This window comes from Streptomyces sp. NPDC034111 (assembly GCF_055575375.1).
Window position 1 is genome coordinate 71,306 of sequence record NZ_JBVIST010000007.1, and the last position, 15,741, is coordinate 87,046.

General features: G+C 73.2%; 8 protein-coding genes. 6 read left to right on the top strand and 2 right to left on the bottom strand.

Going from position 1 to position 15,741, the window contains the following annotated elements:
- Positions 1-36: 36 nt before the first annotated feature.
- Complete coding sequence (gene moeZ, locus ACZ55A_RS18565) at positions 37-1,215, top strand: adenylyltransferase/sulfurtransferase MoeZ (protein ID WP_468841027.1); 1,179 nt, start codon at positions 37-39, stop codon at positions 1,213-1,215.
- Between the two features lie 81 nt (positions 1,216-1,296).
- Here moeZ and ACZ55A_RS18570 read toward each other — a convergent pair whose 3' ends face one another.
- Positions 1,297-4,245: a flippase-like domain-containing protein gene (locus tag ACZ55A_RS18570; RefSeq protein ID WP_468841033.1), complete on the bottom strand. Its 2,949-nt coding sequence runs from the start codon at positions 4,243-4,245 to the stop codon at positions 1,297-1,299.
- 221 nt (positions 4,246-4,466) lie between these two features.
- Here ACZ55A_RS18570 and ACZ55A_RS18575 point away from each other — a divergent pair, with 221 nt between their 5' ends.
- The 5 genes from ACZ55A_RS18575 (at position 4,467) to nudC (ending at position 15,017) form a co-directional block, all read left to right on the top strand.
- Positions 4,467-4,946 carry an MGMT family protein gene (locus ACZ55A_RS18575; RefSeq protein ID WP_468841058.1) on the top strand — a complete coding sequence of 160 codons (480 nt, stop codon included), beginning with the start codon at positions 4,467-4,469 and terminating at the stop codon, positions 4,944-4,946.
- Positions 4,947-5,069: 123 nt separating this feature from the next.
- The gene (locus tag ACZ55A_RS18580; RefSeq protein ID WP_468841060.1) at positions 5,070-8,498 is read left to right on the top strand and encodes an ATP-dependent helicase; all 3,429 of its coding nucleotides are present in this window, start codon (positions 5,070-5,072) and stop codon (positions 8,496-8,498) included.
- 460 nt (positions 8,499-8,958) lie between these two features.
- Positions 8,959-12,591 (top strand): UvrD-helicase domain-containing protein, encoded by a 3,633-nt coding sequence (locus tag ACZ55A_RS18585; protein ID WP_468841062.1) that lies wholly within the window; start codon positions 8,959-8,961, stop codon positions 12,589-12,591.
- Between the two features lie 10 nt (positions 12,592-12,601).
- Positions 12,602-14,008, top strand: coding sequence for a dipeptidase (locus ACZ55A_RS18590; protein ID WP_468841064.1), 1,407 nt, complete (start codon positions 12,602-12,604; stop codon positions 14,006-14,008).
- Positions 14,009-14,081: 73 nt separating this feature from the next.
- The gene (nudC, locus tag ACZ55A_RS18595; protein WP_468841066.1) at positions 14,082-15,017 is read left to right on the top strand and encodes an NAD(+) diphosphatase; all 936 of its coding nucleotides are present in this window, start codon (positions 14,082-14,084) and stop codon (positions 15,015-15,017) included.
- A gap of 197 nt (positions 15,018-15,214) precedes the next feature.
- Here the strand turns inward: nudC and ACZ55A_RS18600 are convergent, their stop codons facing one another.
- A complete protein-coding gene (locus ACZ55A_RS18600) occupies positions 15,215-15,460 on the bottom strand; it encodes a mycoredoxin (RefSeq protein WP_468841068.1) in 246 nt (81 codons plus the stop codon).
- Positions 15,461-15,741: the final 281 nt, after the last annotated feature.

A 15,741-nucleotide genomic window follows, 5' to 3' on the forward strand; every position in this document is an offset into this window, starting at 1 on the left:
CTGAGATACCGACCAACCCCCTTGTTGAGGTCATCCGTGTCGCTGCCACCCCTGGTCGAGCCCGCTTCGGAGCTCACCGTCGACGAGGTACGCAGGTACTCCCGCCACCTGATCATCCCCGACGTCGGGATGGACGGGCAGAAGCGGCTGAAGAACGCCAAGGTGCTCTGTGTGGGCGCCGGCGGCCTGGGCTCGCCCGCGCTGATGTATCTGGCCGCTGCCGGTGTGGGCACGCTCGGCATCGTGGAGTTCGACGAGGTCGACGAGTCGAACCTCCAGCGCCAGATCATCCACAGCCAGGCGGACATCGGCCGCTCCAAGGCCGCGTCCGCCAAGGACACGGTCCTGGGCATCAACCCGTACGTCACGGTCAACCTGCACGAAGAGCGCCTGGACTCCACGAACGTCATGGAGCTCTTCGCCCAGTACGACCTGATCGTGGACGGTACGGACAACTTCGCCACCCGCTACCTGGTCAACGACGCCTGTGTGCTGCTGAACAAGCCGTACGTCTGGGGCTCGATCTACCGCTTCGACGGCCAGGCCTCGGTCTTCTGGTCCGAGCACGGCCCCTGCTACCGCTGCCTGTACCCGGAGCCCCCGCCGCCGGGCATGGTGCCCTCCTGCGCCGAGGGCGGCGTCCTCGGTGTGCTGTGCGCCTCCATCGGCTCCATCCAGGTCAACGAGGCCATCAAGCTGCTCGCCGGCATCGGCGACCCGCTGGTCGGCCGGCTGATGATCTACGACGCCCTGGAGATGACCTACCGCCAGGTCAAGGTCCGCAAGGACCCCGACTGCGTGGTCTGCGGGGAGAACCCGACCGTCACCGAGCTCATCGACTACGAGGCCTTCTGCGGTGTGGTGTCCGAGGAGGCCCAGGAGGCGGCGGCCGGCTCCACGATCACTCCGAAGCAGCTCAAGGAGTGGATCGACGCCGACGAGAAGATCGACATCATCGATGTCCGCGAGCCCAACGAGTTCGAGATCGTCTCCATCCCCGGCGCCCGGCTCATCCCGAAGAACGAGTTCCTGATGGGCAGCGCCCTCCAGGACCTGCCGCAGGACAAGAAGATCGTCCTGCACTGCAAGACGGGCGTCCGCTCCGCCGAGGTCCTGGCCGTACTGAAGTCCGCTGGCTTCGCCGACGCGGTGCACGTCGGCGGCGGCGTCATCGGCTGGGTCAACACCGTCGAGCCGGAGAAGCCGGTCTACTAGGGGCCCAGGCCACTGCCGCGCCACCTGAAAGGCGCCGGTCCGTACCGCACGGACCGGCGCCTTTGCGCATGCTGCCGGCGGTCAGATCTCGCCCTTGCGCGTCAGATACGAGAAGGCCAGCCAGCCCGGCAGCACCGGCAGCCAGAAGACCATCAGCCGGAACAGCAGCACCGCGGGGAACGCGGTGTCGCCGGCGAGCCCCGCGAAGGTCAGCGCACCGATCAGCGCACCCTCGACGGCGCCCACACCGCCCGGCGTCGGCGCGGCCGAGCCCAGCGCGTTACCGGCGAGGAAGGCGACCGCGATACTCGCGTAACTGAGCTTGTCACCGCCGCCGAACGCCCGGATCGAGGCGTCCAGACACATCACGTTCGCCGCCGTCAGCAGCAGCATCCCGCCGATACCGGTGACCAGCTTCCGGGGCCGCTGAAGGATGTCCAGCATCCGCGGCACCACACCCGCGAACAGCGACCGCACCCGCGTCGAGACGAACTTGCGCAGCACCGGGACGGCCGTGACGACCAGGACCAGTACGGCCACGGTCAGCAGGCCGGCGATGACCGTACGGGACGGTGAGATCTGCGGTGCGTGCTCGGTACCGGTCAGATAGCCGAAGGCCAGCAGCAGCAGGACGTGGCTGCCCAGACCGAACAGCTGGGAGGCGCCGACGCTCGCCACCGCCAGGCCCGGACGGACCCCGGCGCGCTGGAGGAAGCGGGTGTTGAGCGCCACCCCGCCGATCGCGGCGGGCGCCACCAGCTTCACGAAGTTGCCCGCGATCTGCGCGATGACCGTCCTGACGAACGACACCTTCTCGGTGACGAACCCCAGCAGGCTCATCGCCGCCGCGATGTACGTCAGCGCCGAGAAGAACATCGCCACCAGGACCCACACCCACTGGGCCTCGCTGATCACATCGCCCAGGTTGAAGTTGGTCAGCTGGGACAGCAGCAGATACACCGCGAACGCACCAGCGATCCAGCTGATCAGGATCCGCGGACTGAGCCGCTCCAGCTTCGCCGGCTCGATCACCGCGGTCGGCCGGATCAGCAGCACCTGGCGGCGGATCTGGGCCAGCAGATCCTCCTCGCGGGCCTCCTCCGACGCCTCGTCCAGCGCCCGCTTCTCGGCGTTCTTCTCGGCGTGCCGCTCGGCCCGTATCGTCTTGCGGTCCTTCGGGCCCGCCGCCTCGCGGGCCTCCCGCGCCTCCTTGGCGGCCTGCGACGCGGCCAGCACCGCCTCCCGCTCCCGCTTGGAGCGCTCGCGGGCCCGCTGCCGCAGGGTGGCGCGGGTGGTACGGCTGAGCGCGATCGGCTGGAGCATCGGCAGGCTGTCGGCGACCGCGTCCGGGCCGAGCACCTCGACGGCCGCGGCGACCGCCCGCTCGGCACCGACCCGCAGACCACAGGTGGCCAGCAGCTGGGCGATGTCCATCCGCAGCACCAGATCACCGGCCGCGATCTCCCCGCCGCGCAGATCGGTCAGCACGATATTGCCGGAACGATCCACCAGCAGGGCGTCACCGACCAGCCGCCGGTGCGCGATCCGCCGCGACTGCAACGCCTCGACCTGCCGCCAGGCGCTGTGCATCAGCGCGTCGGTGATCTCCTCGTCGGCCAGCGAGTCGAAGGTGCGGCCCTCGATGTGCTCGTAGACCAGCATCACCGCATCCGGGCCGAGCTCCGAGGTGGCGATCAGCTTGGGCGCATGGGCACCGGCCGCGATGGCCGCGTACGCCAGCAGCGCCTCCTGCTCCAGCGCCTGACGCAGCGACTGAAGACTGCGGCGCTGGTTGATGCCGCGCAGCGACAGCCGCCGCCACACCCGGTAGAAGAAGCCCTGGGCCTGCTGCTCGCGGTCGACGACGGTGACGTCGATCGGCGGGCCGTCCTCCAGGGTGACGAGGTAGCGGCGGCCGCGGTCGGCGTGCTCGTTGTTCTCCTGGCCGGTGGTGTCCTCCGCGCGCATCGCGCTCACCGGGTGGAAGCCGACCCGCCGCAGACCTGCCAGCAGGTTCTGGCCGGTGGGGCGGACGTTGGGGGAGCCGACGGCGTAGAGGGTGCCGTAGGCGACGGTCCAGCCGATCAGCACCGTGGTCATGATCGCGAACGGGGTGGAGTACCGCCCGACCAGCACCGCGACGACGTCCAGCAGCACCACGCACCACATCGCGACCCGCCAGCGCGGCCGCCGGGACATCCCCACCGCCGTCATATAGGCGATCACCGGCGCCAGATAGCTGTGCACCGGCGCGGAGAGCGCACCGTTGCCCAGCGGCTGGGTCAGCGCGGCCCGGATGGAGGCCGGTGCGGCCTCGGCCACCCACAGGTCGGTGGCGAGCGACACCCCGTGGGCGAGGACGGCGGCGAGCACCCCGTCCGCGATCCGCAGCCCGTCCCGCTTGATCAGCCGCTCGACGGCGAACGCCACCGGCACGATCAGCACCGCCACGCTGGACGTCAGCCCCGCCAGGTTGATCAGCAGCGGCGGCGCCGCCTTCGCGCCGGAGCCGATGTCCCGCGCCAGCCCCTGCGTGGTGCCGTGCGCGAATGTCGCAAGCCCCAGCACCAGCGCGATCCCGGCCATGCCGAGCAGCAGCCGCAGCAGGTCGGCGGGCCGGTGCACCCGGGCGGGCAGCAGCGGCTCGTCGCCCGAGACCCGGTCGACGTGGAACTCGCCGCACTCGTCGGCGCTCAGGTCGGCGCGGTGCGAGCCGGTACGGGCCCGCCCCCGGGCGCCGCCGGACACCGGCTCCTCGCCCTTGTGGTGCTCGACGTGGTCGTCCGTCCCCCGTGTGTCGTTCCGCTCCTCCTCGCCGAGCTCGGCTGGCTCGGGCTCCTTGGGCCCCTGCGGCCTCTCGGACGCCCCTGGTCGTTCGGCCTTCTCGATCGTGCTCGCCTTTTCGGTAGCGGAAGCCGTGGCCGGCCCCCGTTGGTGCTTCCCCTCAACGGGCAGCGCGTCGGGGGCGCCCGCCTCCCGTGGAGGCGCCGCACCCTGCTGCTCGGCCGTCTCTTCTTGATCTCGTATCACCAGTCACCGTCCGGAAGATGGTGGCACGGCCGACCAGTGGAGGGGGGCATCAGGGTGCATTTCGGGGGTACGGGAAGCGGAACGTCCGCCCCCGCTGCCGTGCGGGCGCGGGTGATGCCCCCGGCGCACTGCGGCTGACGGCGCCTCGCCGCCGGCCTCCCGGGTGGTGCGGGACCGTGTGTCCGATCCCATTGTCGGTGCCGTACGGCAGGATGGACCGAATGAGTGGGACCGGAGATACGGCGGCGGGTGACGCCGCGGGTGAGCTCCCCGCCTACGCGGAGCGGGTCCTGGCCGTCGCCGAGCTGATCCCGGCGGGCCGGGTGATGACGTACGGCGATATCGCCGAATGGCTCGAAGGCGAGGAGCAGCCCGAAGGGCTTGCGGCAACGGGCGGCAGCCCGGGGCGGGTGGGGCCGCGCCAGGTCGGCCGTGCGATGGCCCTCTACGGTGGCGCGGTGCCCTGGTGGCGCGTGGTGCGCGCGGACGGCCGGCTGCTGCCCGGCAGCGAACAGCGCGCCCTGGCCCACTACCGGCAGGAAGGCACCCCGCTGCGGGAGGCCCCGCGGGCCGCGGCAGAGGGAAGCGCGCCACACGCTGCGACGAGGGCCGGCGGCCGGGCGGCGGATGAGCGGATACCCCGGATCGACCTGCGGCGGGCCCGCTGGGACGGGCGTCAGGACGGCGCCGGCGCACCGTAGCGTGTACGGCGCACGGAGGACCGGCAGCCCGCCGGCCGCCCCCGCACCGCGGCGCACCCCACGACGCACTCCGCACCGCATCCGCACCACCACCCAGCACCCTCCTCAGGACCGGCGATCCACGTGAGTTCCTCCTTCTCGGCCGTCCCGCCGACGCAGCCCCACCGGGCCGCGCGGCGCGATGCCGCCGGCGCGTACCGGCTCGTGCGCACCCCGCCGGAACGGGTGGACCCTCCTGCCTTGGACGCAACCCAGCGCGCTGTGGTTGACCACCGGCACGGCCCGCTGCTGGTGCTGGCCGGCCCCGGCACCGGCAAGACCACGACCCTGGTCGAGTCGGTCGCCCGCCGGGTACGGGACGGCGGCGACCCCGAACGGATCCTCGTCCTCACCTTCAGCCGCAAGGCTGCCGTCGAACTCCGCGACCGGCTCGCCGCCCGCCTGCGCACCAGCTTCGTCCCGCAGGCCACCACCTTTCACTCCTACTGCTACGCCCTGGTCCGGGCCCACCAGGACGCCGACCTCTTCGCCGACCCCGTACGGCTGCTGTCCGGACCCGAGCAGGACCTCGTCGTACGCGAACTCCTGGAAGGACAGGCCGACCTGGCCGGCACCGGCCGCGCCGGGATCAGCTGGCCCGACGAGCTGCGCGCCTGCCTGACCACCCGCGGCTTCGCCGACGAGGTCCGCGCGGTGCTCGCCCGCAGCCGCGAACTGGGCCTCGGCCCCGACGCCCTGGGCGACTTCGCCCGGCGCACCGGACGCCCCGACTGGAGCGCCGCGGCCGGCTTCCTCGCCGAATACCTCGACGTCCTCGACGCCCAGGGCGTCCTGGACTACGCCGAACTGGTGCACCGCGCGGTGCTGCTCGCCGGGCGCACCGACGTCGCGGCCGGACTCGCCGCGTCCTACGACGCCGTCTACGTCGACGAGTACCAGGACACCGACGTCGCCCAGGTACGGCTGCTGCGCGCCCTCGCCGGCCACCACGGAACGGCCGGCGGGCCGGGCTCCCCGGCCCGCACCCTGATCGCCTTCGGCGACCCCGACCAGTCGATCTACGCCTTCCGGGGCGCCGACGTCAACGGCATCCTCGACTTCCCCGAGACCTTCCGGCGCGGCGACGGCACCCCCGCCCCGGTGGCCGTGCTCGGCACCTCCCGGCGCGCCGGCGCCGGCCTGCTCGCGGCCACCCGGCTGCTGACCCGCCGGATGCCGCTCACCCGCCTGCCCGCCCAGAAGGTACGCGCCCACCGCGAGCCGGTGCCCGTACGGGACGGCGGCCGGGCCGAGGTGTACACGTACCCGACCGCCGGCGCCGAACTCGACAACATCGCCGACATCCTGCGCCGCGCCCACCTGGAGGACGGCGTCCCCTGGGGGGAGATGGCTGTCCTGGTCCGCGCCGGAGGACGCACGATCCCCGCCGTGCGCCGCGCGCTCACCTCCGCCGGGGTGCCCCTCGACATCGACGGCGACGATCTGCCGCTGCGCCACGAACCGGCCGTCGCACCCCTGCTGACGGCGCTCCGGGCGGCGGCCCGGGCGGCGATGTCCACGCCCTCCTCAGCGCCCGAGACGCCCCCGTCGTCCCCGTCGTCCGTGCCGCCCGTGTCGTCCTCAGCGGAGCAGGCTGCCGAGGACGACACCCCCCACGACGACCCCCCACCCCACTGGCTCGACGCCGAAACCGCCCTCGACCTGCTCACCTCCCCCCTGGGCGGCATGGACTCCGCCGACCTGCGGCGCCTGGGCCGCGCCCTGCGCGAGGAGGAACGCGCCGCCGGACAGCCGCTGCCCCGACCCTCCGACCAGCTGATCGCCCGCGCCCTCGCCGAACCCCAGCGCCTGGTCGCCCACGACCCCGGCTACGCCCGCGGCGCCCAGCGGCTCGGCCTGCTGCTGCGCAAGGCCCGCGAACTCCTCGCCGGCGGCGGCACCGCCGAGCAGGCGCTGTGGGAGCTGTGGGACGGCACCCCCTGGCCGCAGCGCCTGGAGCGGGCCGCCCGGCGCGGCGGCGCCGCCGGCCGCAACGCCGACCGGGACCTCGACGCGGTGGTCGCCCTCTTCGAGACCGCCGCCCGCGCCGAGGAACGCACCGGCGGCCGCGGCGCCCTGAACTTCCTCGAGGAGCTGGACGCCCAGGACATCGCCGCCGACACCCTCACCCGCCGCACCGTCCGCCCCGACGCCGTACGGCTGATGACCGCACACCGCGCCAAGGGCCTGGAATGGCGGCTCGTCGTCGTCGCCGGCGTACAGGAAGGGCTCTGGCCCGACCTGCGCCGACGCGGCTCGCTCCTGGAGGCCGACCGGATCGGCCGCGACGGCCTCGCCGCACCGCTCACCCCCGGCGCACTGCTCGCCGAGGAACGCCGGCTGTTCTACGTGGCCACCACCCGCGCCCGCGACCGCCTCGTCGTCACCGCCGTCAAGGCCGCCGCCGACGACGGCGACCAGCCCTCCCGGTTCCTCACCGAACTCGGCGTCACCCCCCAGGACGTCACCGGCCGCCCCCGCCGCCCCCTCTCCGTCGCCGCGCTCGTCGCCGAACTGCGCGCCACCACCGTCGACCCGGACGCCGCCCCCGCACTGCGCGAGGCCGCCGCCCAGCGGCTCGCCCGGCTCGCCGCACTGCACGACGACGACCACAGACCGCTCGTGCCCGCCGCCCACCCCGACAACTGGTGGGGCCTCGCCGAACCCACCCACAGCAGCGTCCCGCTGCGCGACCGCGACCGGCCCGTGGTCCTCTCCGGCAGCGCCCTCGACCAGCTCGCCAACACCTGCTCCCTGCAATGGTTCCTGGGCCGCGAGGTCAAGGCGGACGCCCCCGCCACCGCCGCCCAGGGCTTCGGCAACGTCGTCCATGTGCTCGCCGACGAGGTCGCCTCCGGACGCACCCCCGCCGATCTGAGCGTCCTGATGGAGCGCCTGGACTCCGTATGGGACGCACTCGCCTTCGACGCCCCCTGGAAGTCCCGCCAGGAGAAGGACAACGCCCGCGCCGCCCTGGAGCGCTTTCTGCGCTGGCACGTCATGGAGCGCAAGACCCGCGGCCGCGAAACCGTCGCCACCGAGCACGGCTTCGACGTCACCCTCCAGGCCGGCGCCTACCAGGTCCGGATCCGCGGCAGCATGGACCACGTCTCACGGGACGCCCAGGGCCGCGCCTACGTCGTCGACTTCAAGACCGGCAAACAGAAACCCACCGGACCCGAGGTCGCCCGCCACCCCCAGCTCGCCGTCTACCAGCTCGCGGTGCGCGAGGGCGCCGTCGACGACGCCTTCGACGGCCGCACCCCCGAGGCCGGCGGCGCCGAACTGGTGCATCTGCGCCTCGGAGCCCCCCAGAAGGAAGGCGGCGAGACCCTGCCCGCCGTACAGGCACAGCAGCCGCCGGACGGGGAGTGGGTCGGCGAACTGCTCGCCACCGCCGCCGGCCGAGTCCTGGAGGAGCGCTTCACACCGACCACCGGCACCCACTGCACCCACTGCACCTTCCGGTCCTCGTGCAGCGCACGGCCGGAGGGGCGGCACGTTGTTGAGTGAGCCCCACGTTGTCGGCTTTCTCGCCGTTGCGCCTGCGGCGGGCGTGGGTTTGTCGGGTGCGGTGCCGCTCCTCCGGACTTCGTCCTGCGGCGCGGCCCCTCCCGTGGGTGGGGGGATTTCTCGTGGGGGCGGGCGTGGTCTTTCTCACTGCGCGCTGATGACGGTCTGCGTGCACCCCCACCGGTCGTCTTCCACCCACCCACGGGAGGGGGCGGACCGCAGGACGAAGTCCGGAGGGGCGCACCCGCAGCGAACACCCCCGCGCAGCGGCAACAGCCCGCCGCAGGCGCAACGGCGGGAAAGCCAGAACATCGGCCGAGGCAAAGCGCAGCGGACGGGCCCGCCGCCAGGCGCAACGGCGACAAACCACCACGGCGGGACAGCCAACAACGTGGGACGGCCGCCAAGCGCAGCGGAAGGGCGCCGCGGACTGTCAGTGGCGACCGCTACCGTTTTCGCTGTGTCAGCCCGTATCACCGACCCCGAGCAGCTCAAAGAGCTCCTCGGGATCCCGTTCACACCGGAGCAGACGGCGTGCATCACCGCGCCGCCCGCCCCGCAGGTCATCGTGGCCGGAGCCGGATCCGGCAAGACCACGGTGATGGCCGCGCGAGTGGTGTGGCTGGTGGGCACCGGACAGGTTGCCCCCGAGCAGGTCCTCGGGCTGACGTTCACGAACAAGGCGGCCGGTGAGCTCGCCGAGCGGGTCAGGGCCGCCCTGCTGGCCGCCGGTGTCACCGATCCCGACGCCCTGCCGGTCGACGCCGGGGGCGCTGCGGCCGACCAGCCCCCGGGCGAACCGCGGATCTCCACCTACCACGCCTTCGCCGGCCAGCTCCTCAAGGACCACGGCCTGCGCATCGGCCTCGAACCCAGCGCCCGGCTGCTCGCCGACGCCACCCGCTTCCAGCTCGCCGCCCGCACCCTGCGCAGCGCCCCCGGCCCCTACCCGGCGCTCACCACCTCGCTGCCCACCCTCGTGGAGGACCTGCTCGCGCTCGACGCCGAACTCGCCGAACACCTCGTCGACCCCGCCGAGCTCCGCGCCCACGACACCGCCCTCCTCGCCGCCCTCGACGGCGTCAAGCTCACCAACGCCGACCTGCGCAAGGTCCCCGAAACCGTCCGCGCCCGTCTGGAACTCCTCGACCTCGTCACCGCCTACCGCAGCGAAAAGCGCCGCCGCGACCTGCTCGACTTCGGCGACCAGATCGCCCACTCCGCGGCCCTCGCCACCACCCGCCCCGAGGTCGGCCGCCTCCTGCGCGACGAATTCCGCGTCGTCCTGCTCGACGAGTACCAGGACACCTCCGTCGCCCAACGGCTGTTGCTGTCCGGCCTCTTCGGCTCCGGCACCGGCACCCCCACCGGGCACGCCGTCACCGCCGTCGGCGACCCCTGCCAGGCCATCTACGGCTGGCGCGGCGCCTCCGTCGCCAACCTCGACGACTTCCCCGCCCACTTCCCCTTCGAGGACGGCACCCCCGCCCGCCGGTACGCCCTCAGTGAGAACCGCCGCAGCGGCGGCCGCCTCCTCGACCTCGCCAACGGCCTCGCCGCCCCCCTCCGCCGGATGCACCAGGGCGTCGAAGCACTGCGCCCCGCCCCCGGCGCCGAGCGCGACGGCATCGTGCGCTGCGCCCTGCTGCCCACCCACGCCGACGAGATCAGCTGGCTCGCCGACTCCCTCGCCCACCTCGTCCGTACCGGCACCCCGCCCGGCGAGATCGCGGTCCTCTGCCGCACCGCCGGCGATTTCGCCCGTATCCAGGGCGAACTGGTCGCCCGGGACCTCCCCGTGGAGGTCGTCGGCCTCTCCGGACTGCTGCACCTGCCGGAAATCGCCGACCTTGTCGCGGTCTGCGAAGTCCTCCAGGACCCCACCGCCAACGCCTCCCTGGTCCGCCTGCTGATCGGCCCGCGCTGGCGGATCGGCCCCCGCGACCTGGCCCTCCTCGGCCGCCGCGCCCGCACCCTCGTCCACCACGGCAACCCCTCCGACGACCCCGCACAGCGCCTCGCCGAGGCCGTCGAAGGCACCGACCCGGCCGAGACCATCTCCCTCGCCGACGCCCTCGACACCTTCCTGGAGGCCGAAGGCCCCGACGACGGACTGCCGTTCTCCCCCGAGGCCCGGGTGCGCTTCGCCTACCTCGCCACCGAACTGCGCGATCTGCGCCGCTCCCTCGGCGACCCGCTCATGGACGTCCTCCACCGGATCCTCGCCACCACCGGCCTGGAGGTGGAGCTGTCCGCGTCACCGCGCGCCCTCGCCGCCCGCCGCCGCGAAACCCTCGGCACCTTCCTCGACATCGCCGCCGGCTTTGCCGCCAAACAGGGCGGCGAAGCCCTCGACGGCGAAGCCACCCTCCTCGCCTTCCTCGGCTTCCTGCGCACCGCCGTCCAGTACGAGAAGGGCCTGGACAGCTCGCTCCCCGGCGGCGACAACACCGTCAAGGTGCTCACCGCGCACAAATCCAAGGGCCTGGAATGGGACGTCGTCGCCGTCCCCGGCCTGGTCACCAAGCAGTTCCCCAGCGAACAGGCCCGCGAGTCCTGGATCAGCCGCCCCAAGGTCCTGCCGCACGCCCTGCGCGGCGACGCCGCCACCCTCCCCGACGTCGAGGAATGGGCCGCCCGCGGCCTGAAATCCTTCAAGGAGGCGATGAAGCACCACCAGGAGACCGAAGAACTCCGCCTCGGCTACGTCACCTTCACCCGCCCCCGCAGCCTGCTCCTCGGCTCGGGGCACTGGTGGGGCCCCAACCAGAAACGCCCCCGCGGCCCCTCCGCCTTCCTGGAGGCGCTGCGCGCCCACTGCGAAGCGGGACACGGCGAGATCGAGCACTGGGCCGAGCCCCCCGAGGACGGCGCCGAGAACCCCGCCCTCGCCGAGGCCGCCGCGGAACAGGACTGGCCGCTGCCCCTCGACCCCACCGCCACCGCCCGCCGCCGCACCGCCGCCGCCACGGTCCGCGCCCACCTGGCCCGCTCCACGGGCACGGCACCGGACCGTCCCGGCACCGCACCGGCGCCGCTCCCCGCGTACGACCCGGAGTGGCCGCCGCCCCCGGAGGACGAGGCGTGGGACGAGGCGGCGTGGGACGAGGCGGCGTACACGGACGACCCGTACGCCCCGTACGACGAGCCCGCCTCCGCCGGACCTACGGCCGTCGATCCGTCCGCCACCGCCGAAGCCGGCCCGTACGACGGTCCGGCCGCCGAACCGTATGACGGCCCCGACGCCGCCCCCTACGACACCGCCCCGTACGACGACCCCGACGGCGAGACCGCCCCGCCCCGCCCCCGCATCGTCGCCCAGCGCTCCACCGAACCCGACCTCACCGACACCTCACCCCACGCCCTCCTCCCCGAGGAACGCCGCATCGTCGGCTCCTGGGACCGCGACCTCGACACCCTCGCCGCCGAACTGCGCCGCGCCCGCGCCACCGTCCGCGACGTCCCGCTGCCCGCCGCACTCAGCGCCACCCAGCTGCTCCACCTCGCCGCCGACCCCGACGGCTTCGCCCGCGAGCTGGCGCGCCCCATGCCCCGCCCGCCCCGGCCCGGCGCCCGACGGGGCACCCGCTTCCACGCCTGGGTCGAATCCCGCTTCGAAGAGCTCACCCTGCCGCTGCTCGGCCCCGACGAACTCCCCGGCGCCGAAGCAGGCGACGAAGCCGACATCACCGACGAACACGACCTCGAAGCCCTCAAAGAAGCCTTCGCCCGCACCCCCTACGCCCACCGCACCCCCTTCCGCGTCGAAGCCCCCTTCCAGCTGACGCTCGCCGGCCGGGTCATCCGCGGCCGCATCGACGCCGTCTACAAGGAACGCGACCCCGACGGCGACCGCTTCGAGATCGTCGACTGGAAGACCGGCCGCGCCCGCACCGCCGACCCCCTCCAGCTGGCCGTCTACCGCCTCGCCTGGGCCGAGCGCTACGGCCTGCCGCCCTCCGCCGTCGGCGCCGCCTTCGTCCACGTCCGCACCGGCGAGGTGATCAGGCCCGCACGACTGCCCGGCCGGGCCGGACTGGAGCGCATCCTGCTCGGCGAGACCGACGACCGCCCTCCCCCGGAAGGCCGATAGGCTCGGTCGTATGAGCACCACCCCGGACAGCGCCGTCCGCGCGTACCTCACCGGCCACCGCGAGGCCTTCCTCGACGACCTCGCCGACTGGCTGCGCATCCCCTCCGTGTCCGCCGACCCGGAGCGCGCCGGCGACGTCCGCCGCAGCGCCGAATGGCTCGCCGCCAAGCTCACCGACACCGGCTTCCCGACCGTCGAGATCTGGGAGACCGAGGACGACGGCCTGCCCGCGGTCTTCGCCGCATGGCCCTCCGGTGACCCCTCCGCGCCGACCGTGCTCGTCTACGGCCACCACGACGTCCAGCCCGCCGCCCGCGAGGACGGCTGGCACACCGACCCCTTCGAGCCGCAGACCGTCGACGGCAAGCTCTACGCCCGCGGCGCCGCCGACGACAAGGGCCAGGTGTTCTTCCACACCCTCGGCGTGCGCGCCCACCTCGCCGCGACCGGCCGCACCGCTCCCGCCGTCAACCTCAAGCTGCTCATCGAGGGCGAGGAGGAGTCCGGCTCACCCAACTTCCCCGCCCTGATCCAGAAGCACGCCGACCGCCTCGCCTGCGACGCGGTGATCGTCTCCGACACCGGTATGTGGTCCAGGGACACCCCCACCGTCTGCACCGGCATGCGCGGCCTGACGGACTGCCAGATCGACCTCTACGGCCCCGACCAGGACATCCACTCCGGCTCCTTCGGCGGCGCCGTCCCCAACCCCGCCACCGAAGCCGCCAGGCTGGCCGCCGCACTGCACGACACCGACCGCCGCGTCGCCCTCCCCGGCTTCTACGACGGCGTCATCGAACTCACCGACCGCGAGCGCGAACTCTTCGCCGAGCTGCCCTTCGACGAGCAGGAGTGGCTGCGCACCGCACACTCCCACGCCCCCCTCGGCGAGGCCGGCAGCACGACCCTGGAGCGCATCTGGGCCCGCCCCACCGCCGAGGTCAACGGCATCGGCGGCGGCTACCAGGGCCCCGGCGGCAAGACCATCGTCCCCTCCACCGCCCAGCTCAAGCTGTCCTTCCGGCTCGTCGCCGGCCAGGACGCCGCCGCCGTCCAGCAGTCCGTACGCGACTGGGTCGCCGACCGGCTCCCGCACGGCATCCGCCACAAGATCACCTTCTGGGGCGCCACCCGCCCCTGCCTCACCCCCCTCGACCACCCCGCGCTCCAGTCCGTCGTCCGCGCCATGGGACGCGCCTTCGGCCAGAAGATCCGCTTCACCCGCGAAGGCGGCTCCGGCCCCGCCGCCGACCTCCAGGACGTCCTGAACGTCCCCGTCCTCTTCCTCGGCATCTCCGTCCCCTCCGACGGCTGGCACGCACCGAACGAAAAGGTCGAGCTCGACCTGCTGATGAAGGGCGTCGAGACCGCCGCCTACCTATGGGGCGACCTGGCGGAGACCTGGCACACGGCCTGACCACGCCCGCCCGCCGCACGGCTCGCGCCCGTACGCAGCAATCACCCACGTATAGGGGGAGTTGGAAACAGCAGTGACCACCTGGACCGACCACACCACCGACCGGCCGCTCACCTTCAGCACACCGAGCGGAATCGACCGCTCCGCCCACCACCGTCTCGACGAGGCCTGGCTGGCGGCGGCCTGGAGCCACCCGACGACGCGCGTCTTCGTGGTGTCCGGCGGCCAGGCGCTGATCGACGACACCCCCGACGGCCGCACCGAACTGATCATGACGCCGTCCTTCGAGGCGCCACTGACCGAGGCCCACCGCTACTACCTCGGCACCGACGACGACGGCGTCAGCTACTTCGCCCTCCAGAAGGACTCCCTGCCCGGCCGCATGGACCAGTCCGCACGCCCGGCCGGCCTGCGCGAAGCCGGCCTGCTCCTCTCGCCCCGGGACGCCGGCCTCCTCGTCCACGCCGTCGCCCTCGAAAACTGGCAGCGGCTCCACCGCTTCTGCTCACGCTGCGGCGAACGCACCGTCATCGCCGCCGCCGGCCACATCCGCCGCTGCCCCGCCTGCGGCGCCGAGCACTACCCCCGCACCGACCCGGCCGTGATCATGCTCGTCACCGACGAGGACGACCGCGCACTGCTCGGCCGGCAGGTCCACTGGCCCGAAGGCCGCTTCTCCACCCTCGCGGGCTTCGTCGAGCCGGGGGAGTCCATCGAGCAGTCGGTGGCCCGCGAGGTCTTCGAGGAGGCGGGCGTCGTCGTCGGTGACGTCGAGTACATCGCCAGCCAGCCCTGGCCCTTCCCCTCCAGCCTGATGCTGGGCTTCATGGCGCGCGCCACCTCCTCCGAGATCCAGGTCGACGGCGAGGAGATCGAGGAGGCGCGCTGGTTCTCCCGCGAGGACCTGCGGGCCGCCTTCGAGTCCGGCGAGGTCCTGCCGCCGTACGGCATCTCCATCGCCGCCCGGCTGATCGAGCTCTGGTACGGCAAGCCGCTGCCGAAGCCGTAAGCGTGCCGCACCGCCGGAGCGGCACACCAAAGAGCCGCCGGCCGGACCCCTCACGGGACCGGCCGACGGCTCCAGCTGCTACGTGCCTTTTGGCACGCGCCTTTTGGGACGCCCTTGGTACGTGCTGTTGGGTACGCACTGTTGGGTGTGCGTGCCGTTTGGCGCGTGCCGTTGGTGCTGTTGTGGTGGGGTCGGCCTCAGGCCGCCGTCACCTTCTGCTTGACCTGCGCCAGAGACGGGTTGGTCAGCGTCGAACCATCGGCGAAGAGCACGGTCGGCACCGTCTGGTTGCCGCCGTTCGCCTTCTCCACGAACGCCGCGGACTCCGGGTCCTGCTCGATGTTGATCTCGGTGTACGCGATTCCCTCACGGTCCATCTGGCTCTTCAGCCGACGGCAGTAACCGCACCAGGTCGTGCTGTACATCGTCACAGTGCCCGCCATGCGCCCCGCGCTCCTTCGTAAGTCGTGATCCATACCGCCCACTCGGCGCGGCCAAGCAACACAACGTACATCTCACCCCCACAATTCCCACCCGCCCCTTCCCGTCGCGGTGCCCGCCGGCACGGAGGCCCCGGCCCCGCCTACGGCCGGGACCCCGCACCGCACCGCGCACCGCGCACGAGGAGAGCTTCACCACATCCCGCATCGGCGCCCCTCGCTTCCCCGGGGGGATCCCCCCCGCCCCGTCCCCCCGCCCCGCCCATCCCCCGGGGGCTACCCCC

What these genes read in the sequence shown, in the direction of transcription:
- ACZ55A_RS18590 (WP_468841064.1), top strand. Translation starts at nt 12,602, where the DNA reads ATGAGCACCACCCCGGACAGCGCCGTCCGCGCGTACCTCACCGGCCAC.
- ACZ55A_RS18600 (WP_468841068.1), bottom strand. Translation starts at nt 15,460, where the DNA reads ATGGCGGGCACTGTGACGATGTACAGCACGACCTGGTGCGGTTACTGC.
- ACZ55A_RS18575 (WP_468841058.1), top strand. Translation starts at nt 4,467, where the DNA reads ATGAGTGGGACCGGAGATACGGCGGCGGGTGACGCCGCGGGTGAGCTC.